A 24,178-nucleotide genomic window follows, 5' to 3' on the forward strand; every position below is an offset into this window, starting at 1 on the left:
TCCGACAACCATGGTCGACCTCACCGTCGTCGATGGTTGTTTTTTTATGAACGGGTTTTATCGAAGTCATGCCTCTCCTACAAAGAGGGCTTAAATAACGGTATAATATCTATATCCAAAAACGAAGTAGAGAATATCAGGCGTATTCCGGGTACGCCCTAGCCGCAGGAGGAGAACCACATGAAGTCGATCACCGTTCAAAGCCTTACGGATACGTTCAAATTGGAAGTGCTTGCGGGAACCAGCCGCATGGATCGCGTGATTACCCGTCCGCGGACGCACAGACCGGGGCTGGAGTTTGTAGGGTATTTTGATTTTTTTCCTATGGAGCGGGTACAAGTGCTCGGCCGCAAGGAAATTAACTATTTATTGACGCTAAGCGTGGAGGAACGCAAGCTGCATATCGGGAACATCGTGAAGTATCATCCGCCATGCTTTATTGTAACGTCGGGACAGCAGGAGATTCCTTATCTGAAGCTATTCTGCGATCAGGAGGGCATTCCGCTGCTGCGGACGACGGAGACGACGACGGAATTTATCGCTAAGCTGGACAGATACCTGGTGAAGGCCATGGCTCCGGAAATTTCGATTCATGGGGTGTGCGTAAACGTATCGGGCATCGGCATTCTGCTCAGGGGCAAATCCGGGATCGGCAAAAGCGAGACGGCCCATACTCTCATCCGAAGAGGTCACCGATTCGTCGCCGATGATATCGTAGTGCTCAAAAAGTTGGGCCCGGCGACGCTGCTGGGTACGCATAACGAGACCACGCGCGAGTTTCTCGCGCTGCGCAGCATCGGCCTGATCAATGTCGTACGCCAATACGGGCGCAGGGCCTTTCAGGACGAGACGAGAATCGTGCTCGACATTGAGCTTGCCCCTTGGCAGGAGAATTCGTTGAACAATGAGCTGGAGGTAGTTCCCCAGTTCACGGAATATTTAGGCGTCCAAATCCCGCATATCGAAGTCCAGCTTCAGCCTGGACGGGACGTAGCCGGTTTGATCGAGGCGGCCGCCAATAACTGGTATCTCAAGCAGCTCGGGTACAGCGCGGCCGAAGAATTCATGCAGCGGATCGAGAACGAGATGCAGTAACAAATAAAGAAGGAGCCGGCGAGAGCGCCGGCTCCTTCTTTATTATCCTTACGGATCGGTCTATTCAATTGCATCCAATGCGGCCTCGATTTTGGTTTCTACGGATGTATCCACATATTTCATGCTCAGGGCGTAACCGGTGTCGGTGGGTTTTAATAAAATGATGATCTTAGTGCCTCCCACTTTCCACTCGCTTGATAAGAAGCCTTCGTTGGCAAGAAGCGTAAGATATTGGTCCAATTTTTCCCCATCGATATCCTTGTCGATAACAAAGGAGCCTTCAACCGGTTTGCCGTAATCCAGAAGTGTACTATGGAACATGCCGGAGTAAACGCCGAATATATAGGCTTCATTCTGGCCGGAAATGTCGGGGAAGAATGCCAATGCAGCCAGTTTGTTTTTGTAAAAGATATATAATTCTTCAAAGTCCTCGGGCGATGTTTGGTACAAAAGGAGGTTAATATCGCCGGTTCCTCCTTCATCGAGAAACGAATTCTCATCAAGAACCGACTTCATCTGGTCCGTGGTCGCTCCCCATGTCGGAACAGGACCGGTTGCTGTTGGCTTTTCCCCGATCCAGGCGATGGCCTTGGAGGCATCCGCTCCGACGGCTTTACCGGTTAATGGCTTGACGGCGGATAGAGGGATGTACGTGGTTCCGTTCATCGCCTTGGCCGGCGCGGCCAGAAGGGTTGCAGTTCCGTTGATTTTGGCTTTCTTGCTGCCTGTCTGTACGGTGATATACGAACCGGCCGAATTTTTTGCCGTGATCGACTTACTTTTGCTATCGACGGTCGTGGTATAATTTAGTTCGGTTAGAACCGCCTTCATCGGAATGAGCGTGGTGCCGTTTTCCACGACGGTTGGCAGTTTTGCCGATGAAGCTTTGCCGTCTATGTAGAGAGTGTAAGCGGGAGCCGCGGCGGAAGTAGAGGGAGCGTAAGAGAAAAGACCGGCGAAGATGGTCAGGCACCCTATAAGCGTTAAACAGACTATTTTCTTCATAATGTCTCCTTTGGTTTCGATATAATAGGACTATTTTCTTGAATATAACATAGATGGCTTTCATAGTTGATCCAAAATTTACCTAATGAAAAAATTATTTTGCTTTTTTCGGAACACGAAAGGGAGTAAGACGGATGACAGTGTTGTACGAGGATGAGACCGGGGATGGGGGCAAGCTGGTTGTTTACGAAACGTCGCATTTTGACGGGGAACCCGGAAAATATCGCGTTCTGGCGTTTTCGGACGGAGCCGCTCAAGGGGTTTTGGACGTAGACTCTCCCGCGCGTATCGTATTCGAATATCCCCGGGCCATTCTTCATCTTATGGAAACACATCTTCCGGACTACAATGAAGTGTATGTCATCGGTCTCGGCATCGGGACAATTCCGGCCAGGCTTCAGAATAAACGGGTGAAGGTGGCGGAGATCGATCACCGGATCAAGGAGGTGAGCCGCCGTTACTTCGGATACTCCCCGACTAACGTGGAGATTGGCGACGGACGAAGTTTGCTGGAAAGGGAGCCGAATCTTGACTATGATTTCGTCGTTCTCGATGCTTTTACGGAAAAGGATACGCCGCTTCATCTGCTTTCCGGGCCTTTCTTCACGCTCTGCAAGGACAAGCTGAACGAGCGGGGCGGCCTCATTATGAACATGTTCGGCCGCGGGGCATCCGATAACCTGATTTGTGCTGTGCACACCACGCTACGGTCCGTATTTTCTTATACCTGCTGCTTCGAATTGCCCCAGACGGGAGCGGCCGATAAAAGAAACATCCTCCTCATGGGAGCAATGCAGCCGATCCGGTTCCGCGAAAAGGAGATGGCCGGGTTCGTCGCGTTCACACCCGAGGAAGGATACATCATCCGGGACCGGAAATAAAAATACCGATTGTCATATGCGGGCATGAACGGTATAATTCATCACTTATGAAGGGTACGAGATAAAGGAGCTAAATTATCATGAATAACTACGGAATACCGGACAATGCGCTCATTACCGTCGCGGGTACGGTCGGGGTGGGTAAATCGACGTTGACGACTTCGCTCGCCAGGCGGCTGGGGTTCAAGACTTCGCTGGAGAAGGTGGATCATAACCCCTATCTGGAGAAGTTTTATGCGGATTTTGAGCGCTGGAGCTTTCATTTGCAAATCTATTTTTTGGCCGAACGTTTTAAGGAACAAAAGGGGATTTTTGCAGCGGGCGGAGGGTTTATCCAGGATCGCTCCATTTACGAAGATACCGGGATCTTTGCCAAAATGCATGCCGATCAAGGAACGATGTCGGCAACGGACTATCAAACGTATACCAGTCTGTTCGAAGCGATGGTGATGACGCCTTATTTCCCGCACCCCGATGTGCTGATTTACTTGGAAGGCAGCCTGCCTGCCATCTTGTCCCGCATTCAGGAACGCGGCCGCGAAATGGAAATCCGAACGGAACGCTCGTACTGGGAACATATGCATGCCCGTTATGCCGCGTGGATCGACGGTTTTACCGCTTGCCCGGTACTGCGGCTGAACATCGAGGAATACGACGTGAACGACCCGGCATCGCTGGATGATATTGTTCGCCGAATCGGTGATACGATTCAACGAACGAAGCTTGCATATCCGGTGTAACTTCATGGGATGTGCGGGACGGAACTCCCCAGGTATTTCATATAAATAAATGCCCAGCCTGCGATATGGAGGAAAAATTTACTTGCCATTCGCAGGCTCTTCTGTTATTTTTGATAGTAATAAAGTGTTATTAACAAATTAATACTAAGTATCTTTGAGCTTTTCGCTCGATGAATGAGTGTAGAAAACGGAGGGATGCAATGTGAAGAAGGTTGCGGGTGGGTGGAACCTGTTCGAAATAGCATGGTTGGTGTTGTTTACCTCGATCGCTGTCGGGTTTACGGTGATCTCCAAGGATTCATTATTCGGGTTTACGGTTTTTATCACCGGGGTGCTATGCGTGGTGCTTGCTGCGAAGGGCAACCTGATGAGCTATGTTTTCGGCATGTACAATACCGTCGGTTACGCTTATTTAGCCTATATTAACGGTTTGTTTGGAGAGGTTATGCTGAATCTGCTATTCTTTGTTCCAATGAACGTCATCGGCTTCTATATGTGGAAAAATAACCGCCAGGACGGCAAGCTGACCATGCGCCAGATGAAGCTTAAAGGTCTGCTCCTCGTCGGCGCGGTCTGTGTATTAGGCTGCCTGCTGTTGGGATTCGGGCTTTCGTTTATCCCGGGACAGAACTCGCCTTATATCGATGCCATTACGACGGTGCTGTCCGTCGTGGCGACCTTTTTAATGGTCCGAAGATTCAAGGAACAATGGCTGGTCTATATCGTGTTGAATCTGTTCACGGTTCTGTTGTGGGCGATTCGGATGCTGGAGGGCAGCGGCGAAGGCTTGCTGATGATCGTGATGTGGAGCGCGTATCTGGTTAACGCGATTTACGGCTACTATATCTGGAACAAAGGGGCCAAGGAGGCGCTGGCATGAAGAAGCTGGGATTAACGCTTGGGAAGTTTGCCCCGCTGCATAAAGGGCATCAGTTCATGATCGAAACGGCACTGCAAGAGGTCGACGAATTGATCGTGGTTATTTACGAGACGACGGTTTCCCCGATTCCGCTCCATATCCGGGCAAACTGGATTCGCAAACTTTACCCGGCTGTCCGGGTGATCGAAGCTTGGGACGGCCCGGACGGGTATTCGGACGACAGGGAGCATGAGATTCGGGAAGAACAGTATATATTGGGTTTGCTGAATGGCGAGCAAGTAACACATTTTTACTCCAGTGAGTTTTACGGCGAACATATGAGTCTGGCTTTGGGCGCGGTAGACCGGCGGGTCGATGAAGCCCGCGAACAGGTTCCGATTTCGGCGACGATGGTCCGTTCCGATCCTTATAAGTACAGGGAGTTCGTAAGTGAACTCGTATACCGGGATTTGATCACGAAGGTGGTATTCGTGGGAGCGATGTCAACGGGCAAGTCGACCCTTACCGAAGCGCTGGCGCGGCGGTATCGCACGACCTTTGCGAGCGAATACGGGCGCGATTATTGGACCGAGCATCAGGTGGACCGCAGAATCGGTCTGGAAGCGTTCGATGAAATCGCGGTGGGTCATCTTGAGCGCGAAGAGCAGGCTTTGCTGGAGGCGAACCGGGTTCTGTTCGTCGATACCAATGCGATTACGACGTATATGTTTGCCCTGGATTACCACGGCCGGGCGCCCGAGCTCTTAACCCGGATCGCCCTGGAGAACGCGCAGCGGTACGATCTGTTCTTCCTGTGCGACGACGATATTCCTTACGACGATACGTGGGATCGCAGCGGAGACCAGAAGCGGCATATTTTTCATAAGCAAATCATCGCGGACTTGAAGGAACGGCGAATTCCCTACATTACGCTGCGGGGCAGTCTGGAGGAACGCATGAGCAAGGTAGACGAGGTGCTGGCGAAGTTTGAGCCCTATACGAATTACTTTGGTGAGCTGCTGAGTGGCCTAGAATAAGATGCGGACAGGGAGTAAAATGATTCCGAAGAAATGGTAGTGTTCGCCTTTGTGATCGGGTTTCTACCTCATTAGATTTTATATAATCATGATATCCGGGAACAACAGCGATCGCAGGAACATTTTACGTACTGGCCGCTAGAGCTTATAGAATCAAGAAATAAGGAGGCGAAGCCGTTGGATTTGCTGGATCGCGACGGATTAACAGAAGGTGAATTTTTGGAGCGCTACCGGGCAGGAGATTACGAGCGGCCTTCGGTGGCGGCCGACATGGTCATCTTCACCGTGACGGATGAGGAGGCGGACAGTTATCGCAAACTGCCGGAAAAAGAACTGCGCATCCTGCTCATTCGCCGGGGAGGGCATCCCTTCCTGGGCAAATGGGCGCTGCCTGGCGGCTTCGTCCGTCCGAGCGAGACGACGGAACAGGCCGCAGCAAGGGAACTGCGTGAGGAAACCGGCGTGGATGACGTTTATTTGGAGCAGTTGTATACGTTTAGCGATATAGGCCGGGACCCCCGGACCTGGGTGATGAGCTGCAGCTATATGGCTCTGATCAACAGCGACAAGTTGGAGCTTAAGGCGGGAGACGACGCGACCGAAGCGGCCTGGTTCAAGTTATCCTACCGGCTGTTGCGGGAACGGAAGGAACTGGTCGAGGACGGCTACGTCAAAACGCTGGAATACGAGCTTAAGCTAAGCAGCGAAGGAGAAGAGCTGACGGCTGTCGTGGCGAGGACGGTGACCGCGAGGTCCACATCGACCGGCACGGATTATGCAATCGTATCGAATGACGGATTGGCCTTTGATCATGCGAAAATCATAGCGTGTGCTATCGAGCGACTGCGGGGAAAAGTGAATTATACCGACATTGCGCTGCACTTGATGCCGAAACTCTTTACCTTGACAGAATTGCAGCAGGTTTACGAGGTTATTCTCGACAAAGAGCTGCTGAAGGCGGCCTTCCGGCGCAAAGTGGCCGATCTCGTGGCGGAGACCGATCATTACACCGAAAATGCGGGGCACCGGCCTTCCCGCTTGTATCGGAGAAATTTGGAGGATTAACGATGATTTACAATCTCGATGAGTTAAGAAAAGCATATAACGCGGGAAAGACGTTCAAGTATGTTTTCTTTTGGGGCCATACACCTCCGAAAGACGGGAGCGTCGATAAAAGCTGCTTCAGCCAGTGGTGGATGTGCCCGTTCACGGTAGAGGGGACGGAGTATTCCTGTGCCGAGCAGTTTATGATGGCCGAGAAGGCAAGGCTGTTCGGCGATGAAGAAATGCTGGAATCGATCCTTAAAGCCAAGCACCCCAAGGAGATGAAGGCCTACGGACGTGCGGTCCGTAACTTCGATAAAGAGATTTGGGACAAGGAATGCTACGGCATTGTCAAAAGGGCCAGCTTGGCCAAGTTTTCGCAGAATCCGAAGCTTGGCGAATATCTCATGTCGACGAAAAACCGCATCCTCGTCGAAGCCAGCCCGCGGGACCGCATTTGGGGGATCGGCATGGGCCAGTCCAATCCGGACGCGGAGAATCCCGTGAAATGGCGGGGCAGAAACCTGCTGGGCTTCGCGCTGACCGAAGCGCGGGACGAGTTGCTGCGGAGTTAATTTTTAGCAGGATAACTTATAGATGAAAGAAGGGAAAGAAATGAACCGAAAAGAAATTGCAGGGGAAACTTTGGCGATCCAGCGGCAGGGCTTCTATGAAGTCGAGGGACATAGGGTAGACTTTGCCGACTTGCAGAAGCACTCGGAGGAGCACAGCGAGCTGTTCACTCCCGAACAGGGGGCGGCGCTGGTACGGGAAAGCGCCGGGCTGCACCGGCTGTCGCAAGCTGCCGCCTATTCCGTCGCCAACGAGGCTACGGTAAAGGCGATTTTGGATTTTGCGGAGGCGGGGAAAGAACAAGTCGGCGTCTTGAACTTTGCCAGCGCCAAAAATCCCGGAGGCGGATTTTTGAACGGGGCGATGGCCCAGGAAGAAAGCCTGGCGGCCTCGAGCGGGCTTTATGAAACGCAGCTGCGCAATGATGGCTACTATCAAGCGAATCGGGCCTGCAAATCGATGATGTACACCGATCATGCGATCTATTCGCCGGACGTGGTATTTTTTCGCGACCCGCGGTTTGGACTTCTGGAACAGCCGGCGACCGCTTCGGTATTGACGCTGCCTGCCGTGAACTATGGGCAAGTTCTGCTAAAGGGAGAGGATCCGCTTGAGGCGGAACGCGTCATGAAAGACCGGATGCGCCTGGCCCTGGCGATTTTCGCCCACAAAGGCGACAAGAATCTTATCCTGGGAGCCTACGGCTGCGGCGTATTCCGGAACGATCCGGTGAAGGTGGCCAGGTGGTGGCGGGAGCTTTTGGAGGAGGAAGGCTTCGGATCGCTGTTCTCGGAAATCCGGTATGCGGTATTGGATGCTTCGAAAGACGGCAAGTGCATTAAGGCTTTTGAAGAGCTGGTTTAGAACCCGGCAATTAATTGGTCTTCCAGCTTGGATATATTTTCTTCAAACCATAAACACTGCTTCATAGATAGTAGCGCATCCTCCAGCAAGCTCTCTTTATTTTGATGATCCGAGGTATAGTATTGCTTGAAGTAATCAGATACAAGATTTTGATAGTAATACACATAAGGCATAATCTTAAGGTCATACGCATTTAGATTGCCGTTCTCCAGAAAGCTGGAGATAAACCTTTTGAAATGATCTATATTCAGTTTTCCATCGGCACAAGCAGGATCAGCTGAGAGATAGGCTCTTATGACTTCCCAGCAGATTGGATGTACACACGCTGATGTAAAGTCAATCACGGCATTGATTTTATTTTCGCCGCAAATAATTTGTTGAATCTTATAATCGCCATGCGTGTTGATGCAGGTCATCTTGCTGACATGGAATGAAAAGCCGGTAAATGCTTTAAGCATTCTTAGCTTAGCTTGAATGGCCTCAACAACCTCGTTGTCCCCTTTACTTAGAGCCAGTTCCAGGGTTCCTTCATAACCGCTAGCCGCTCTCTCAGGAGTCATATAATCAAAGAAACCCTGGCTCATGCCTGTTGGTAAGGGTACAAGCATCTTCATTGCAGCATGTATTTGTCCCAGCATTTTGGCTGAATTATCGAGCAACCACTGTGGAGCGGCATTTCGGCTATATACGGTCCCTTCAACATACTTTTGCAAATGGTACATCTTGCTATCGTCCTCCAACACATAGCTTCCTTGCTTGGTCGGACATATTTCTGAAACAGGAATATTCGCATCCCTAAGCGTATCCAATATCCGTGCTTCGTTCTCAGGATGGTTCATTCCGTTAAGCTCATGATCTTTAAGAATAAACTCCCCTGTACTTGATCGGATGTAATAGCTAATGGAACCTATTCCGCTAGCGACTCTTGATACGGTGCATATGTCACCGATATTGTAGTTCGATGAGACTAATTGAATGACAGCTTCATGCATATGGATTAACACTCCTTTAAGTTCTCCTCGGCATATAACCAATATAGCGATATTCCAATAAATTACAAATGACAAAAATAACTATAATAAGATGAACCGGAACGATTCGGCGATTTCCTCAACTTAAATAAACACCTTGACTGCGCCCTTAGGTAACGCATTATCATTTAGCCAGAGGTGAGAACATGGGTTACACGATCGGACAGTTTGCGGGCCTTCATCAAGTATCTAAAAAAACGTTAAGGTACTACAAGGACATTGGTATTCTAGAACCGGCCGGCATGGATCCCGTCAACGGATACGCCATTTATGAAGACGACCAGCGCGAACGCATGCAGCGAATCAAGTATCTTCGCAGACTTCGCTTCTCCCTTGAGGAAATCCGTACTTTACTACGGAGTGAACCCGAGTCGTGGGTAGGCCCGGTACAAGCGCAACTGGCGGTAATTCAATCGGAGGGACGCCTCCTGCAAGCCATCGAGCATGAACTTCTTACTCTTCAAGGACGAATCTGCGAAGGGAAGGATCTTTTCAAATCTATGGCGGTCACAACGGAATACAAGGTGGATACCTTCGAGCTAAACGAGCCCATCCATGTCGTTGGGAGAGCCACACGCGTGCCTTACGGCAAGCACGAGGAGAAGCAAACTTTGATCAACCATTTGATCGGCACATTCTATGGCAATGACGAGCCCGAATCGATTCCGAAGCGTGCGATGCCCGCCGCAGGTTTTGGACTTGTGTGCGAATGCGAAAAGGACATGAGCATGGGGACTTACATGATGGGTGTACAAGTTACAGCCCTGGACGGAGTACCCGAAGGCATGCGCAGCTTCACTCTACCCGCCGGACTTTACGCGCGTGTCACTTTCCAAGCACAGGACAGGGAGGCGCTCACTGACATCGCACTGGAAGGTGCATATGATCATTTGTATAAATGGATGACAGAATCCGGTTATACTATGGCCGATATGCTGGCGGCGGAGGTCTATATTGAGGACCGCATGGAAGTGCCGGTAAATCCCGAAATGGAGCTTTGGCAATTGGTAAAACACGGATAGGGTATGAAGGGGGAGTTTAGTTTTGCTCAGAAATGAATATTTTAAGAGCGAGCGGCTGTTTTACCGACCTTTCCAGATAGAAGATTTGCAAACCTATGTAGAGATGTGTAATGAGAATTCTCGTAGAAGATGGTTTTATTTTCAAGAACCGGATTGTCTAACTACTGCATTTTGGGCTAAAGAAATTGAAAATAACATAGCAACATGGTCAAAAAAGGTTGATTTACTTGAGAATAGATTTGGCTGCGGTCTGGCTATTTCACTGAAAGAAACCGGCGATCTGATAGGCTTTGTTGGTCTTACGAAATTTCACGGGCCTGATGATGAGCTTAAAGATATTGAAATAGGATATCATATCGGAGAAGCCTATCAAGGTAGAGGGTACGGAACTGAAGCAACCAAGGCGGCAGTCGAATGGGGGTTAGCTGAATTAAGTAAACTTGGTTCGGAGCCCAAGATCATAGGTAAAGCAGAACACGCAAATTGGCCTTCTCGCCGAGTGCTCGAAAAAGCGGGGTTCCGTTTTGTTCATGCCGAGCGGTATGTAAGTGTATATGAGATAGTGGCCCAATAGCAACAACGTTTGAAATACATGATATCGCCGATAATTGGAAAAACCTGGCCGGGTTAACTTCAACCACGACTAGGTTTCTTTTTATGACTACTTCGCTTCCAATCTTTGAAGAAAAGCCCCCAAGCTGTCTTCCAGGAACCCCGTATTTTCAAGTCCTTCATTAGCTATGATGTCCATGATTTCTTTGGCAAAATCATTCAAGCCGGCCGTAGAAGCATTGCCGAATCTGCTATCGCCGATGCTTTGCTTCATCTCCTCAATCACTTTGGCCGATCCCTCTCTGTACTCCTTCACCCAATCCTGACGAGTCGACACTTTCTTGGCGAAAGACTGGAGGATAGGATTCCAATCTTCTTTTCCGTTCGCAATCGCTTCCTGTAGCTTGTTCAACGTTTCCGGTTCGAACTTCCGCATCATATCGGTTAAATCTATGTAGTCTTCGGGTGCACCAAGCGGTCTTTGCGGTGGGGTTACGTAATGAACTTCATTCGTTTCAGGATCAACGGTTCTCGTTTTGGAAATGGCCCCGATCAGAGTCATCGTATCCATAAACTCCGCCGCTTCGTCCTCTTTCATGTAGTTTTTCGCTATATACTCCGCTTGAGTGAGCCCCAGTTCCAATAATGCTTTTCTTGCCTCCTCGCCGGTTACGTCGTTGATGAAATTGGACTGAATGATACCGTATACGGCATCTCTTACCCCGGAAGATTGATCTTGGAGCACGCGATTCAGAGAATCATTGATTTGAACGGTTCCAAAATATTTTAACGGATGATCCACGATATCCGATGCCGCTAACTGTCTGGCTGCGGGGCTGATTTCCAAGGTATCTACGTCATGGGACAGCCCCTGAATATTGCCCTCGACCAAGGTCGGTTTATCGGCACGTTGTTTCGAATATTCATATAAATTTAAACCGTATTGCGTCGAACCGTTAATTTTCATGGGATCCTGCACCTTTCTATTTTTAGTGATTCGGATTGCTTCTTCTATCCAATGTATCGGAATATTATTCCATATCTTTAATATTTAAGGGTGAACAAGCAACAGAACTGCTTAAAGTATTCAATAGCTTCTATTTATTGCTAAAATAGAGTTGCCGTTACATCCAATAATAGGAATTCGGAGGCATGTCATACATGGAGAGAATACAGGCACTTGGCGATTTGTACGAGGAAGGCAGCACGGACGTAATTGTACTTGCCTCCGGTCAATGCGCAGTTGTGCAGTGCAACCATAATATTGGACGTTCGTTTATCCGGTCGCTGCTGGGGGAAGGAACAACCTCCGGTTACGGGGTTACCTATAGAGGCGAGTTGCTGTCGCTATCCAACCCTGAAACCGCCAAGCGGGTTGGTTTTTGCGCTTTGGGCGAGGGCATATATGAACGCCTGAAGGTGAGAGATTATTTGTTGTTTTGGGCTGAGATTTATGAGGTTGGGCCTGCGATAGAGGAACTGTTAAGCGGAATCGGATTGGAGGGAAAAGCCCATGAACGGATTTCCAGACTCAGCTATTCCGAAAAGCGGCTGCTTGGCTTTGCGAGAAGCACCCTCCATGATCCGGAGCTCGTTATTTGGGAAGAACCCGAGCAGAATCTGGACCTTGAGAGCTGCATGATTGCAAGAAGGATGATATCCGGGCTAATCCGCAGAGATAAGGCCGTGTTGATCACATGCTCGGCGCTCGAGCAAGCGCTGTCGATTTCGAATGTCATTTACCGGCTGAACGGCATCAGGTTTGAGCCGATAGCATTACAGGAACCGGCCGAATTGCTCGAGTCCGAGTTCGGCGGTAGTGAAGAAGTGCCTACGGAGGCTGGCATAGAACTGCCGGAGTCTAAGGCAGGGTTGTCCAGGCTTATGGTGAAAACGGAGGACAAATACGTGTTCATTGATCCGCAGAATATCAATTACATAGAAAGCAACGAAGGCGTCACGACCTTGTTTACGAAAGAAGGCCGCTTCGCCTGCGCTTGGACGCTGGTGGAATTGGAGGACAAGTTGAAGCCGTTCCGGTTCTACCGCTGTCACCGTTCCTATATCGTCAATCTCGATCAAATCGCCGAGTTGATCGTGTGGAGCCGCAACAGCTATAGTCTGGTTCTGAGCGACGGTCAAAATTCCAGGATCCCGTTGTCCAAGGGGAAATTCGAGGAACTCAAGACGATCGTCGCTCTGTAAGTCCGCTCCGTTTATCCCTGAAACGGCTGCTTTCAGCCTGCAAATGACTCCTTCCGCGGTGAATATGCTGCTATTCGGCGATGAATGTTTAATCTGGAATAGAGCTAACCGGCTACTCATTCAAGGGAAGGTGAAGTCATTGCAATCCATCATTGAGGTCGAGAACCTCGAAAAGCTGTACAAAAAGAAACAAGCTTTGAAGAAGATCAGCTTTCAAGTTCATCAAGGCGAAATATTCGGATTTCTTGGTCCAAGCGGGTCGGGGAAAACGACGACGGTGAAAATTCTGACCTCGCAGCTGATTCATACTTCAGGTAAGGTAAAGGTCCTCGGGGGTGATCCGAGCCGCAACCGGCACCCCGGGTTTCTGGGCAGAATCGGAGTGCTTACGGATAACAGCGGAATGTACGAGCGGCTTAGCGTGCACGATAACCTCGCGCTGTTCTGCCGATTGTACGGCGTGCCGGAGCGAAGAATAGAAGCCGTTCTTGAAACGGTCAACCTGATCGATGACAAGCATACGCTGGTCGGAAAGCTTTCCAAAGGGATGAAGCAGCGGATTACGCTGGCCCGGACGATTCTGCATGAACCGGATATTCTTTTTCTCGATGAGCCGACGTCCGCTCTGGATCCGGTGAACGGCGGCCGTATCCGGGAGGCGCTCCGCGAGATGAACAGCCGGGGAACCACGATCTTTTTGACAACGCATAATATGCAGGAGGCTGAGGAGCTTTGCGATCGCGTAGCTTTTCTGAATAATGGGGAAATCTCTGCCCTGGATACTCCGCAGGCCTTGCGTTTGCGGCATGGCGACCGGACCATTACGGTTACTACGCGGCGGGGAAAACGGGTGGTGGATCAGAATGAAGCGGGGGCGGACGAGGTGCGGGATTTAATAAGAAGCGGAAATTTGCTGGCCATTCATTCCAACGAGCCTACGCTTGGCGATATTTTCGTGAAGCTGACGGGGAGGGGACTGGAATGACGTTCTCGATGCGCCGTTTTAGGGCCATGGTGACAAAAGAGTGGAAGGACGCGATCCGCAATCCGCACATTTTACTGAATGCGGGGATGCCGATTCTGATTGCCGTGCTGTTTAACCAAAAGGAAATGGATCCGGGGGACCTTACGTTTCTGGCCATTCCTATACTTGTAGCCATATCCATTACGGGGGCTTTCGTTCAGGCGACCATGATTGCCGAAGAGAAGGAGAAGAATACGCTGCGTGCGCTCATGCTGTCGCCGGCTTCCAGACTGGAGGTCCTTGCCGGGAAAAGCGCGACGACCACCCTGTTTGCAATGATCGTGATAGCGGTATGTATCGTAATATCGGGTGTCCCTGATGTAAATATAGCTTATTTAACGATCCTGTCGGTCTTGCTGCTTCTTATTTTTATGGCTCTCGGAACGGTGATCGGGCTCATCGCCCGGACCGCCTCGGAATCCTCCATTGTAGGTCTTCCTATTTTGCTGTTTTTTATTTTCGGACCCATTTTTGTTCCCGATCTGGATGTACCTGCTCTGATGAATATCATCAATTGGCTGCCGTCGCACCAATTCGTGGTGGCTGTTACGGATCTTCTTCAAGATGGAGGGCTTAAGCAGATTCAGGGGAGTCTGTTCAATCTGATTATATGGACGCTTATGTCGGGAGCGCTGTGCTTCCTGATTTACGGCAAACAACGTTTTGATAAGTAGGGAGGCGAGTCTATACAAAATAGGAGGGCTATGCGTGAATAACAAATTTCTAAAGAACCTTGTTTTTGGAGTCGTCCTGCTTATCGCGGTGTTGATCGTGAAAAAGCTGTGGTTGCCTGATGGGATCCTGGGGATCTTCAAATAGCGGAGCGCAATAAATCAAATCATGCTTTTGAGGAGCTGCTTCGTGGCTTAGCGGAAGCGATGAACTCGATAGATTGGAGTTGAGAAACATAATAAGCGCCCGTTGGGCGCTTATTTTTAATGGTTTTCATGCTCCTGCCCGGTGTGCATTCAACCATCTCCATGCTGCTTTTTTCGAGCCGGACGATTTGTTCCAATAACCCCTGAAATAATCATTACCGAGCCGATTAAATGATATACCGTAACTTCTTCTCCAAGAAATATCGCTCCAGCCGCCATGGAGACGAGGGTAGAAAGATTGGAAAATACGCTCATTTTCGCAGCTTCCATTTTAGACAGGATGTAGTTCGACAACAGCGCGGTGACCAGCGAGGATACCACGCCCAAGAAAAGTATGGATACGATAAAAGTACCGCCGGAGAGCGGTGTCAACAAGCGGTGGAACGTCCCGGCGGCCGCATGATTGATAAACGAAATGGCCAGAAAAACGATGAATCCGATACCCATCATCAGATAAGTGATTTCAGCCGGGCTGAACTGCTTCGAAAGCGAGCGGGCCATAACGGTATATCCGGCAAAAGCGACGCATGTCAATAATAACAACGAGATCCCCATCAGGTTCGACAAATCAATCCGGCTGCCTTTCATAACGAAGATGAACACAACGCCGAACACCGACAGAAAGATCGACAGCTTCTGTAAGATGGTGGTCTTTTCTTTTAAAAATAAAGAGGCGACGATCATGGTTACGACCGGGGTGAACGCGTACAAAATGCCTCCCTCCGCTGAGGTGGCATGTTGCAGCCCGAACGCTTGAAGCGAGAAGAACCCCAGCGGATACATGGTTGCCAGGAGCAACACTTTATACAGCGGCTTGCCGCGGTAATCAAGCTTGACCCATCCCAACGCCACCGGGACGGAAATGACCAAAAACGAAGAGGCAAAACGGAACGCCAGGGTGTCGAGTGGACCGGCGTAGTCGAGCGCTATTTTCGCAAACAAAAATGACAATCCGATAATTACCGCGTTAATCACGGCGAAGAAATAAGGAAGCGTATTTTTTTTAGAATGCATGGTTGGTCACATCATCCTCTCCAATAAACGGTAGCGTGTTCGCGAACATCCGATCGTTGATTTGAAGATATGACAAAATGGCGAACCGAACAACGTCATTTTGCCTGAACTGTATCGATACAGTGGTCGGGGAGTAGTATAATTAAGCAGAAATAATCCAGAGATCTTGAATACGGACAAGGGGAACAACGTGAAAAAGTACATTTTGATTCTTTCCGATATGGAGAATAAGATTCGGGAGGGACGATACCTTCCGGGTCAAAAGCTGCCTTCCGTTCGCATGGCTGCGGAAGCCTACGATTGCAGCATCAGTACAGTCACGCGGGCATATGCGGAATTGGAGAAGCGCCACGTCATTTATTCGGTCCCGCAAAGCGGCTTTTACGTGGTTGTGAAGCCGGGAGATTGGCGCGACAACAGGGATAGCGGAATGATCAACTTCGCTACGGTGTTGCCGGATTTGGACGCATTTCCGTATTTGGATTTTCAACATTGTTTAAATAAAGCGATTGATATCTACAAGTACGACTTGTTTACCTATGGCGATCCGCAAGGACTGGAGTCCTTACGCCACACGCTTGTTTCCCATTTGGCGAATGATCAAGTGTTTTCCAAGGCGGAGCGGATTATCGTTACCTCAGGAGCGCAGCAGGCGTTAGAAATTTTAGCGAAAATGCCGTTTCCAAACGGTAAATCGGCGGTTTTGGTTGAACAGCCGAGTTACGATCGATATTTACGATATCTGGAGACGGAGAACATACCGGTTTACGGCATCGCTCGTACAGCGGCAGGCATTGACCTGCGGGAATTGGAGCAGAGGTTTAGAAGCGGAGAAATCAAATTTTTCTACACGATGTCAAGATACCATAATCCGCTTGGTACCAGCTATAGCGTGGAAGAGAAGAGAGCTATAGCCAGGTTGGCCGGTAAATACGACGTATACGTCCTGGAGGACGATTACATGGCAGACTTGGTCGAAGAGCGGAAATTCGATCCTATTTACGCTTACGATGGGGGTTCGCACGTCATTTATTTGAAGAGTTTCTCCAAAATCATCTTTCCGGGCCTAAGGTTGGGCGCCATTGTTTTGCCGGAACGGTTGCTAAAGACGTTCCACGCTTACAAAATATATCCCGACACTTCGCTTTTGTCCCAAGCGGCGCTCGAAGTGTATATCAGGAATGGCATGTACGAGCGGCACAAGCACAGGATAAGCAATTTGTACGCTTCGCGAATGCAGGCTTTGAAAGAGTCGGTGGAACTGTACAATGAACCGGGGTTGTTGGAAGTGCCCGACATCAGTTCAGGCATTTATACGCATTTCAAGCTGAAGTCGACCGTTAATATAGAACGTCTTTTAAAGCGTCTTGCCGAGAGGAATATAAGCGCCGTCCCCGGAAAAGGGTTCTATTTATCGAGTTATCTGGAGCGGGAGAAGTTTCTGCGAATCAGCGTTTCCCAGACACAACCTGGGCGAATCGCTGAAGGGGTTAAGGTCATCATTGATGAAGTAAGACGGGAAATCCGATGATTCACAAACATGTCTCTTATACGATTCAATCAGAAGGTTGTTAATTACCAATATATGTATCCCTAAATGTCTATGAAAACGCCTCTAATTTGTCGGGTAGCCGGAGGAGCCGATCTTAGGTAGAATGACGCGTAAGGGACTGACACTAAGGAGGTTCAATATGTCTATAACTAACAACTATCCATTCCAGGACACTTCCCTTCCGTTGGAAGAACGGGTGAACGACCTGGTTTCCCGCTTCACGCTGGAGGAAAAAGTAGGACTCATGATTCAATATCAGACGGCCGTCGAACGGCTTGGCGTGAAAGCGTATAAACACGGCACGGAAGCGGCGCATGGCATGGCTTGGCTCGGCGAAGCCACGGGCTATCCGCAGCCGATCGGCCTGGGATGCACCTGGGATACCGAGCTGATGCAGCGCATCGGCAGCGCTATCGGCGACGAGGCGCGAGGATTTTATAAACGGAATCCCGAGATTAACGGGCTGACGCTTTGGGCACCGACCGTCGATATGGAACGCGATCCGCGCTGGGGCCGGACCGAGGAAGCCTACGGCGAAGATCCGGTGTTGGCCGGCAAGCTGGCAGCGGCGCTCGTTAAGGGGATCCAGGGAGATCATCCGAAGTATTTGAAAGCGGTTGCTACATTGAAGCATTTTATTGGCAACAACAACGAGGTAGGCCGCGGCGACCAATCGGTCAGCATCGACCCGCGCAATATGCGCGAATACTATTTGAAGGCTTTCGAAATTCCGTTCAAGGAAGGCGGCGCCCAGTCCATGATGACGGCGTACAATGCCGTCAATGGCGTACCTGCCAACCTGTTGCCGGAAGTGGGCGAAATTGTAAAAAAGGAATGGGGCATGGACGGCTTCGTCGTCAGCGATGCCTTTGACGTATCGGGAACGGTGCGGGACCACGGTTACCTGGAGACGCATAAGGAATCGGTGGCCCGTTCCGTGAAGGAAGGCGGCATCGACAGCATTACCGACGACGGCGAGCTGATCAAGCAGGCGCTGCGCGAAGCGCTGGAAGAAGGACTGCTCGCGGAGAGCGACCTGGATATCGCGCTGCGCAACACGTTCCGCGTGCGCTTCCGCCTCGGCGAGTTCGATCCGGAGGAAGACAATCCGTATGCGGCGATTGACGAGTCGGCGATCATGCGGCCGGAGCATGCGAAGCTGTCTCGCGAAGCGGCGGGCAAAGCGGTCGTGCTCTTGAAGAACGAAGGCGGCATGCTGCCGCTGCAAGCGGACAAGTTGAAGAAAGTCGCCGTGATCGGACCGCTTGGCGGCACCGTGTACCGCGACTGGTATAGCGGTTCTATGCCTTATACCGTCACGCCGTTGCAAGGCATTCAGGAAAAGCTGGAGACCCATGGCGGCAAAACGGCATTCTCCGGCGGGACGGACCGCGTCAAGCTGAAGTCGAAGCGTAACGGGCGTTACGTACGGGTGCAGGACGGAGAGCAGGCAGCGCTGGCCGCAACAGGCGAAGCGTCAGAACAGGCAGCCGTATTTGAAATGACCGATTGGGGCTGGGGCAGCCACACGATCATCGCGGAACCTAACGGACGTTATCTGACGACGGACGACCGGCTCGTGAAGGCCTCGGCCGATCAAATCTGGGAGTGGTTCACGAAGGAAGTATTCCTTATTCGTCCTTCGGAAGGAGGGGCCGGTCAGGTAACCTTCTCGACATGGAACGATACGCCGGTTACGGTGAAGAGCGACGGCGGCGAGCTGCTCGTCGGAAGCGGCAGCGCGGAAGAAACCGCCAACGAGATCAACGTGGCGGGCGCGGCGTCCGTGGCAGGCGGGGAAGAGGAGCGGATTACCGCCGATATCTTCGAGCTGGAGACGGTAACGGACAAATTCCGGGACGCGAAGGATGTTGCCGCAGATGCGGATCTGGCCGTGGTATTCGTCGGCAACCACCCGCTGATCAACGGCAAAGAGACCATCGACCGTCCGGACATCACGCTGCCGGAATCGCAGGAGCAGTTGATCAAGGAGGTTCTGTCCGTGAACCCGAACACGATTGTGGTCGTGGTGGGCAGCTATCCGTATGCGCTCAATTGGGAGGATGAAAACGTGCCGGCCATCGTATATACCACGCATGCCGGCCAGGAGCTCGGCCATGCCGTAGCCGACGTGCTCTTTGGCGACGTGAACCCGGCAGGACGCTTGAACATGACTTGGTACAAATCGGTCGATCAGTTGCCGGAGTTTATGGATTACGACGTCATTAAGGGCGGCAGAACCTATCGCTATTTCGAGGGTGAGGCGCTTTATCCTTTCGGACACGGGCTGTCCTACAGCACGTTCCGTTATGACGGGCTTAACCTCGACCGGAAGCAAGTTTCCGCGGACAAAGACCGCGAAATCGGTCTGACGGTGCGAGTGACCAATATCGGAGACCGTCCGGGCGAAGAAGTGATGCAGATATACGGGCATGCGGAGCAGTCGCGCGTGAAACGTCCGCTGAAGCAGCTGCTCGCCTTCCGCCGGGTGCTGTTGCAGCCGGGAGAAACGGCTGACGTGAGCTTCACGCTGCCGCTGTCCGAGCTGGCCATGTGGGACGTTACCCGCGAGCGCTTCTGCATCGAGAACGGCACGTACACCTTTATGGCCGGTGCCTCTTCGGCGAATCTGCCGCTGAGCGCAGCGCTTCAGGTGCAAGGCGAGACCATCCCGCCGCGCGACCTGAAGAAGTCCGTGAAGGCGATCAATTATGACGCCTACGAAGGCGTACTGATCGGCGAATGCCATGAAGGCGGCAGTGCCGCCGAGGTGTCGGGGCAATCCGGCTGGATTGCCTTCGAAGACGCCGAGTTCGGCGAAGGCGCGAGCACGGTGAAGCTTCGCGCAGCCAGCCGCACGGCGGCTTCGGCCGAGATCCGGCTGCAGAGCCCGGACGGTCCGTTGGCGGGCCGGATCGAACTGGAGGCAGGCGGAGCGCAGGAATGGCGCGATTACGCGGCCGAGCTGAGCGGCGTAAGCGGACGTCAGGACGTGTACGTCGTCCTGAACGGCAAAGCATCGCTGAGTACGGTTCAATTTTTTTAACATAGGCAGTCTGCCTTTCATCAGTGCTCCAAGGTATAAAGGATCATGAAGGAATAAGTATGACCGGGCTCCCCGTTTCGGGAGGCCCGGTCTCTTTTTGAGTGTTCGTGAAGCAACGAAAAATCGATGGGTATGCTAATGGGGAAAGAAGGGGTAAAGAACCAGCCGAGAGAATGGGGTAAACACCAACAAATCGCTCCAGAATGACTGCTATGGATCTTCCTCCCATACGATAAGCATACGTGGACACCTTCCCTGATCATCAAAAAGAAGCATTGGTGGTCTTCTCGAAAAGGATAAACATGTTACTACCGTGTATTTAAGGTGAAAGCACGATTCTCTCTTCAAATTTCTTGTTCCACTTAATCGTAATGACTATATCCTCACCTTTTTGGGGCAGGAAGTTAGTATCTATTGACGGAGAAATAACCTTGTCACTAATTGAACTATTATTATCTGAAGTTATAGTTCCACTGAGTTGTGAAACGTTTCCTGGACTAGCTACATCATATGCAACATCAAATATTGTTTCTTGATTTCGCGGTTCAATAATACATTGCAGCATATACTTCGATGCTTTTGAACTTGAGCTAGACTCTTTGATAACATAATTAACTTTCCAATGTTCACTTTGTCCTTGAATGGAAATTAGTTCTTTACTCATTTCTTCGGTAGTTCCCTGCTTAAGATCATTATTACTACATCCAACAAATACTAGTGCAAAAATTAATAAGAGTAGGCTTAATTTGACTCTCATAAGTACCTCCTAAGTTATATTGTAATCATAACTTAAAAAGGGGGAATATTACAGGATTGGAAGCCCTAACCCTCAAAATTCGAGAGTTAAGGCTTACTTAGGGATCAAGGTGTACGGTAAGTACATCTTTATTTTTATTTAGTTAGACCTGAATTGCGGGATATTTTGCTATATCGCGATAAGGAATAAGCGGCAGCCGCGATTGAAATAGCGAAGATGAGAATCGCTTCAAATAACATATCCGTGTAGGCGTCAAACAACGATTTCATAATTAGATTGCCAAGAGCAAAGGCTCCTGAGAGAAAAGCCGTAAGAATGAAAAGGATCCCGGCGATAAGGAACAATAAAGGTTTCTTCACAGTCATCCTCCTGACCCGATGGTTTGATCTAAATATGAATTTATTTATCGGGTTTGTCAATAGATGGAAGCTTGCGAACAGGAGAGTACCCCATACAATATTGGATTGGCCGGAGCAGCAGCAACTTGTATTTCACTCTCTAATTCAAAAAACTCCCGCTATGTTGGTTCCATAACGGGAGTTTTTTCTCTGCAGATATTCAATGGCTATCGCGGTATCCACGGCATTACGCCAGTCTCGTCTTAAAATCCTGATAGCCGAATTCGCGAACGACGCGGCAATTGCCGTCTTTCTCCTGCACGGCGATAGCCGGCAGCGGCATGCCGTTGAAGGTGTTGGTTTTGACCATGGAGTAGATCGCCATGTCCCCGAACACCAATCGGTCGCCGGTCTTCAGGGGCTGATCGAAGGAATAGTCTCCGATCACGTCGCCCGTAAGGCAGGTCGGGCCGCCAAGCCGATAGGTGTATGGTTTCTCGCCGGCTTCGCCCGAGCCGAACAGCGGCGGACGATACGGCATTTCCAGAACATCCGGCATATGGCATGTAGCCGAAGTGTCCACGATGGCAATCTCGATGCCGTTTTTGTGGATATCCAGTACGGAGGTGACCATATAGCCCGCATTGAGCGCGATGGCTTCGCCGGGTTCAAGGTAGACTTCCAGACCGTATTTATCCTGCATCCGCTTGATGCAAGCTTCCAGTCTCGGAATATCATAGTCTTCTCTTGTGATATGGTGACCGCCGCCGAAATTGATCCATTCCATCTGCGGCAGCCAGGCCCCAAACTTTTCCTCCACCGCATTCAGCGTGGTTTCCAAATCGTCCGAGTTTTGCTGGCAAAGCGTATGGAAGTGCAGCCCCGAGACGCCTTCAAGCAGTTCCGGCCGGAAATCGTCCCGCTTTACGCCGAATCTCGACCCTGGCGAACAGGGATCATAGATTTCATGTCCCACTTGCGTGGAGCATTCCGGGTTGATGCGCAGGCCCACTTTTCTCCCGGCAGACAGAGCTTTGGATTTATACTTCTCCAACTGGGAGAAGGAGTTGAAGATGATATGATCGCAAATGGAAACAATTTCGTCGATTTCGTCTTCACGATAGGCAGGGGCAAAGACGTGGTTTTCTTTGCCCATTTCCTCGTGACCCAGCCGTGCTTCGAACAAACCGCTCGCGGTTGTGCCGCTCAAGTATTTTCCGATGAGGGGATACATAGCTGTCATGGAAAACGCTTTTTGAGCCAGCACGATCTTGGCACCCGTACGCTGCATGACGCCGTTCAGGATGTTCAGGTTCTTTTCGATGAGTGCTTCATCGACTACAAAGCAGGGCGTCGGCAATTCCTGAAACCGCATCTTAGCGAACGAGCTCCGGCTTTTTAGCTTCCTCAGGCAAGGCGTCAACCAGAACAGGATTAAAGTCTTCTACCCAAGGAAGTCCCCATTTGTTCAGTTCTTCCATGAATGGATCCGGATCGAACTCTTCGATATTGAATACGCCCGGTTTATTCCATTTGCCGGTCATGACCATAGCGGCGCCGATCATGGCAGGAACGCCCGTCGTATAGGAGATAGCCTGGGAGCCTACTTCCTTATAGCATTCTTGGTGGTCGCAGACATTGTAAACATAGTAAGTCTTGTCTTGGCCGTCTTTTTTCCCTTTGAAGATACAGCCGATGTTTGTCTTACCCACCGTACGAGGTCCAAGGGATGCCGGATCCGGGAGTACGGCTTTCAGGAATTGCAGCGGAATGATTTGTTTTCCTTCGTATTCGATCGGTTCGATGGAAGTCATTCCTACGTTCTCCAGAGCCTTCAGGTGCATGAGGTAGCTTTGGCCGAAGGTCATGAAGAAACGGATGCGCTTCAGTCCAGGCATGTTTTGCGCAAGGGATTCGAGCTCTTCATGGTAAAGCAGGTACATATCCTTTTGGCCGACTTCGGCGAAGTTATATTCGCGTTTGATTTCCATCGGTTTCGTTTCGATCCATTCCCCGTTTTCCCAGTAGCGGCCGTTAGCGGACACTTCACGGATGTTGATTTCCGGGTTGAAGTTGGTTGCGAAAGGATAGCCGTGATCGCCGCCGTTGCAATCCAGAATGTCGATATATTCGATTTCGTCAAAATAGTGCTTCAGCGCATAAGCGGAGAATACGCCGGTTACGCCCGGGTCGAAGCCGCTGCCCAAAAGTGCCGTGATTCCAGCCTTTTCAAAGCGCTCGCGGTATTCCCATTGCCATTTGTATTCGAACTTAGCCGTATCTTCCGGCTCATAGTTTGCGGTATCCATATAATGCGTTTTTGTCGCAAGGCAAGCATCCATAATCGTCAAGTCTTGGTAAGGCAGAGCCAGGTTCATGACGATATCCGGTTTGACTTCGTTGATCAGAGCGATCAGCTCATCGACATTGTTGGCATCGACCTGTGCGGTCGTGATTTTGGTTTTGCCGCCGTCCAATTTGGTTTTGAGTTCGTCGCATTTCGATTTGGTACGGCTCGCGATGCAGATTTCTTCGAAAACTTCGCTGTTTTGAACGCATTTATGAATTGCTACTGCTGCTACGCCGCCGGCGCCGATGATAAGTGCTTTTCCCATTGTTGTTCAATCCCCTAACTCAATTAAATTTTTTTCACTGTAAAAA

At 50.5% G+C, this 24,178-nt stretch carries 23 protein-coding genes; 15 read left to right on the forward strand and 8 right to left on the reverse strand.

What is annotated here, in order from left to right:
* Positions 1-180 precede the first annotated feature (180 nt).
* Entirely contained in the window at positions 181-1,095 is a 915-nt protein-coding gene (gene hprK, locus ACLB09_RS13060; protein WP_410770271.1) for an HPr(Ser) kinase/phosphatase, read from the forward strand.
* 60 nt (positions 1,096-1,155) lie between these two features.
* On the opposite strand, the gene ACLB09_RS13065 is transcribed toward hprK, so the two are convergent.
* The gene (locus ACLB09_RS13065; protein WP_410770272.1) at positions 1,156-2,100 is read right to left on the reverse strand and encodes a copper amine oxidase N-terminal domain-containing protein; all 945 of its coding nucleotides are present in this window, start codon (positions 2,098-2,100) and stop codon (positions 1,156-1,158) included.
* Positions 2,101-2,234: 134 nt separating this feature from the next.
* On the opposite strand from ACLB09_RS13065, the gene ACLB09_RS13070 reads away from it, so the two are divergent.
* The 7 genes from ACLB09_RS13070 to ACLB09_RS13100 all read left to right on the forward strand — a co-directional run bounded on the left by ACLB09_RS13070 (position 2,235) and on the right by ACLB09_RS13100 (position 8,098).
* Positions 2,235-2,981, forward strand: a complete 747-nt coding sequence (locus ACLB09_RS13070; protein WP_410770273.1) for a spermidine synthase — start codon at positions 2,235-2,237, stop codon at positions 2,979-2,981.
* Between the two features lie 80 nt (positions 2,982-3,061).
* On the forward strand, positions 3,062-3,721 hold the full coding sequence (locus ACLB09_RS13075) for a deoxynucleoside kinase (protein WP_410770274.1): 660 nt from the start codon (positions 3,062-3,064) through the stop codon (positions 3,719-3,721).
* 202 nt (positions 3,722-3,923) lie between these two features.
* Entirely contained in the window at positions 3,924-4,601 is a 678-nt protein-coding gene (gene pnuC, locus ACLB09_RS13080; protein WP_410770275.1) for a nicotinamide riboside transporter PnuC, read from the forward strand.
* The gene (locus ACLB09_RS13085) at positions 4,598-5,617 is read left to right on the forward strand and encodes an AAA family ATPase (RefSeq protein ID WP_410770276.1); all 1,020 of its coding nucleotides are present in this window, start codon (positions 4,598-4,600) and stop codon (positions 5,615-5,617) included. Before pnuC ends, ACLB09_RS13085 begins: the two co-directional genes overlap by 4 nt.
* Positions 5,618-5,794: 177 nt before the next feature.
* A complete protein-coding gene (locus tag ACLB09_RS13090) occupies positions 5,795-6,682 on the forward strand; it encodes an NUDIX hydrolase (protein WP_410770277.1) in 888 nt (295 codons plus the stop codon).
* Between the two features lie 2 nt (positions 6,683-6,684).
* Positions 6,685-7,236 (forward strand): NADAR family protein, encoded by a 552-nt coding sequence (locus tag ACLB09_RS13095; protein ID WP_410770278.1) that lies wholly within the window; start codon positions 6,685-6,687, stop codon positions 7,234-7,236.
* Between the two features lie 40 nt (positions 7,237-7,276).
* Positions 7,277-8,098 carry a TIGR02452 family protein gene (locus ACLB09_RS13100; RefSeq protein ID WP_410770279.1) on the forward strand — a complete coding sequence of 274 codons (822 nt, stop codon included), beginning with the start codon at positions 7,277-7,279 and terminating at the stop codon, positions 8,096-8,098.
* Here ACLB09_RS13100 and ACLB09_RS13105 read toward each other — a convergent pair.
* Positions 8,095-9,090 (reverse strand): phosphotransferase, encoded by a 996-nt coding sequence (locus tag ACLB09_RS13105; RefSeq protein ID WP_410770280.1) that lies wholly within the window; start codon positions 9,088-9,090, stop codon positions 8,095-8,097. The two genes, ACLB09_RS13100 and ACLB09_RS13105, sit on opposite strands and share 4 nt — an antisense overlap.
* A 185-nt stretch (positions 9,091-9,275) precedes the next feature.
* Between ACLB09_RS13105 and ACLB09_RS13110 the strand changes: the two genes are divergently transcribed.
* Both ACLB09_RS13110 and ACLB09_RS13115 read left to right on the forward strand, forming a co-directional pair.
* On the forward strand, positions 9,276-10,151 hold the full coding sequence (locus tag ACLB09_RS13110) for a MerR family transcriptional regulator (protein ID WP_410770281.1): 876 nt from the start codon (positions 9,276-9,278) through the stop codon (positions 10,149-10,151).
* A 22-nt stretch (positions 10,152-10,173) separates the two neighbouring features.
* Positions 10,174-10,725 (forward strand): GNAT family N-acetyltransferase, encoded by a 552-nt coding sequence (locus ACLB09_RS13115; protein WP_410770282.1) that lies wholly within the window; start codon positions 10,174-10,176, stop codon positions 10,723-10,725.
* An 87-nt stretch (positions 10,726-10,812) separates the two neighbouring features.
* On the opposite strand, the gene ACLB09_RS13120 is transcribed toward ACLB09_RS13115, so the two are convergent.
* Positions 10,813-11,670: a hypothetical protein gene (locus ACLB09_RS13120; protein WP_410770283.1), complete on the reverse strand. Its 858-nt coding sequence runs from the start codon at positions 11,668-11,670 to the stop codon at positions 10,813-10,815.
* Between the two features lie 194 nt (positions 11,671-11,864).
* Between ACLB09_RS13120 and ACLB09_RS13125 the strand changes: the two genes are divergently transcribed.
* From ACLB09_RS13125 to ACLB09_RS13135, 3 genes are all read left to right on the forward strand, one after another.
* Positions 11,865-12,908: a LytTR family transcriptional regulator DNA-binding domain-containing protein gene (locus ACLB09_RS13125; RefSeq protein WP_410770284.1), complete on the forward strand. Its 1,044-nt coding sequence runs from the start codon at positions 11,865-11,867 to the stop codon at positions 12,906-12,908.
* Between the two features lie 139 nt (positions 12,909-13,047).
* Positions 13,048-13,893 (forward strand): ABC transporter ATP-binding protein, encoded by an 846-nt coding sequence (locus ACLB09_RS13130; RefSeq protein ID WP_410770285.1) that lies wholly within the window; start codon positions 13,048-13,050, stop codon positions 13,891-13,893.
* The gene (locus ACLB09_RS13135; protein ID WP_410770286.1) at positions 13,890-14,606 is read left to right on the forward strand and encodes an ABC transporter permease; all 717 of its coding nucleotides are present in this window, start codon (positions 13,890-13,892) and stop codon (positions 14,604-14,606) included. The genes ACLB09_RS13130 and ACLB09_RS13135 overlap by 4 nt, the downstream gene beginning before the upstream one ends.
* A gap of 294 nt (positions 14,607-14,900) precedes the next feature.
* On the opposite strand, the gene ACLB09_RS13140 is transcribed toward ACLB09_RS13135, so the two are convergent.
* The gene (locus ACLB09_RS13140) at positions 14,901-15,824 is read right to left on the reverse strand and encodes a DMT family transporter (protein WP_410770287.1); all 924 of its coding nucleotides are present in this window, start codon (positions 15,822-15,824) and stop codon (positions 14,901-14,903) included.
* A gap of 190 nt (positions 15,825-16,014) precedes the next feature.
* Here ACLB09_RS13140 and ACLB09_RS13145 point away from each other — a divergent pair, with 190 nt between their 5' ends.
* Together ACLB09_RS13145 and ACLB09_RS13150 are read left to right on the forward strand one after the other, a co-directional pair.
* Entirely contained in the window at positions 16,015-17,355 is a 1,341-nt protein-coding gene (locus tag ACLB09_RS13145) for an aminotransferase-like domain-containing protein (RefSeq protein ID WP_410770288.1), read from the forward strand.
* Between the two features lie 160 nt (positions 17,356-17,515).
* Positions 17,516-20,422 carry a glycoside hydrolase family 3 C-terminal domain-containing protein gene (locus ACLB09_RS13150; protein WP_410770289.1) on the forward strand — a complete coding sequence of 969 codons (2,907 nt, stop codon included), beginning with the start codon at positions 17,516-17,518 and terminating at the stop codon, positions 20,420-20,422.
* 319 nt (positions 20,423-20,741) lie between these two features.
* Here the strand turns inward: ACLB09_RS13150 and ACLB09_RS13155 are convergent, their stop codons facing one another.
* The 4 genes from ACLB09_RS13155 to ACLB09_RS13170 all read right to left on the reverse strand — a co-directional run bounded on the left by ACLB09_RS13155 (position 20,742) and on the right by ACLB09_RS13170 (position 24,132).
* Positions 20,742-21,179, reverse strand: coding sequence for a hypothetical protein (locus ACLB09_RS13155; RefSeq protein ID WP_410770290.1), 438 nt, complete (start codon positions 21,177-21,179; stop codon positions 20,742-20,744).
* A 134-nt stretch (positions 21,180-21,313) separates the two neighbouring features.
* On the reverse strand, positions 21,314-21,538 hold the full coding sequence (locus ACLB09_RS13160) for a hypothetical protein (protein WP_410770291.1): 225 nt from the start codon (positions 21,536-21,538) through the stop codon (positions 21,314-21,316).
* A 226-nt stretch (positions 21,539-21,764) separates the two neighbouring features.
* Entirely contained in the window at positions 21,765-22,892 is a 1,128-nt protein-coding gene (gene nspC / locus ACLB09_RS13165) for a carboxynorspermidine decarboxylase (protein ID WP_410770292.1), read from the reverse strand.
* Between the two features lies 1 nt (position 22,893).
* The gene (locus ACLB09_RS13170) at positions 22,894-24,132 is read right to left on the reverse strand and encodes a saccharopine dehydrogenase family protein (RefSeq protein WP_410770293.1); all 1,239 of its coding nucleotides are present in this window, start codon (positions 24,130-24,132) and stop codon (positions 22,894-22,896) included.
* Positions 24,133-24,178 lie beyond the last annotated feature (46 nt).

Origin of the sequence: Fontibacillus forbon (genome assembly GCF_046559655.1) — a bacterium.
Classification (GTDB): Bacteria; Bacillota; Bacilli; order Paenibacillales; family Paenibacillaceae; genus Fontibacillus.

Excerpts from the sequence above, each read along its gene's own strand:
- hprK (WP_410770271.1), top strand. The coding sequence starts at position 181 with ATGAAGTCGATCACCGTTCAAAGCCTTACGGATACGTTCAAATTGGAA.
- ACLB09_RS13065 (WP_410770272.1), bottom strand. The coding sequence starts at position 2,100 with ATGAAGAAAATAGTCTGTTTAACGCTTATAGGGTGCCTGACCATCTTC.
- ACLB09_RS13070 (WP_410770273.1), top strand. The coding sequence starts at position 2,235 with ATGACAGTGTTGTACGAGGATGAGACCGGGGATGGGGGCAAGCTGGTT.
- ACLB09_RS13075 (WP_410770274.1), top strand. The coding sequence starts at position 3,062 with ATGAATAACTACGGAATACCGGACAATGCGCTCATTACCGTCGCGGGT.
- ACLB09_RS13085 (WP_410770276.1), top strand. The coding sequence starts at position 4,598 with ATGAAGAAGCTGGGATTAACGCTTGGGAAGTTTGCCCCGCTGCATAAA.
- ACLB09_RS13095 (WP_410770278.1), top strand. The coding sequence starts at position 6,685 with ATGATTTACAATCTCGATGAGTTAAGAAAAGCATATAACGCGGGAAAG.
- ACLB09_RS13100 (WP_410770279.1), top strand. The coding sequence starts at position 7,277 with ATGAACCGAAAAGAAATTGCAGGGGAAACTTTGGCGATCCAGCGGCAG.
- ACLB09_RS13105 (WP_410770280.1), bottom strand. The coding sequence starts at position 9,090 with ATGCATGAAGCTGTCATTCAATTAGTCTCATCGAACTACAATATCGGT.
- ACLB09_RS13110 (WP_410770281.1), top strand. The coding sequence starts at position 9,276 with ATGGGTTACACGATCGGACAGTTTGCGGGCCTTCATCAAGTATCTAAA.
- ACLB09_RS13120 (WP_410770283.1), bottom strand. The coding sequence starts at position 11,670 with ATGAAAATTAACGGTTCGACGCAATACGGTTTAAATTTATATGAATAT.
- ACLB09_RS13125 (WP_410770284.1), top strand. The coding sequence starts at position 11,865 with ATGGAGAGAATACAGGCACTTGGCGATTTGTACGAGGAAGGCAGCACG.
- ACLB09_RS13135 (WP_410770286.1), top strand. The coding sequence starts at position 13,890 with ATGACGTTCTCGATGCGCCGTTTTAGGGCCATGGTGACAAAAGAGTGG.
- ACLB09_RS13140 (WP_410770287.1), bottom strand. The coding sequence starts at position 15,824 with ATGCATTCTAAAAAAAATACGCTTCCTTATTTCTTCGCCGTGATTAAC.
- ACLB09_RS13150 (WP_410770289.1), top strand. The coding sequence starts at position 17,516 with ATGTCTATAACTAACAACTATCCATTCCAGGACACTTCCCTTCCGTTG.
- ACLB09_RS13155 (WP_410770290.1), bottom strand. The coding sequence starts at position 21,179 with ATGAGAGTCAAATTAAGCCTACTCTTATTAATTTTTGCACTAGTATTT.
- nspC (WP_410770292.1), bottom strand. The coding sequence starts at position 22,892 with ATGCGGTTTCAGGAATTGCCGACGCCCTGCTTTGTAGTCGATGAAGCA.
- ACLB09_RS13170 (WP_410770293.1), bottom strand. The coding sequence starts at position 24,132 with ATGGGAAAAGCACTTATCATCGGCGCCGGCGGCGTAGCAGCAGTAGCA.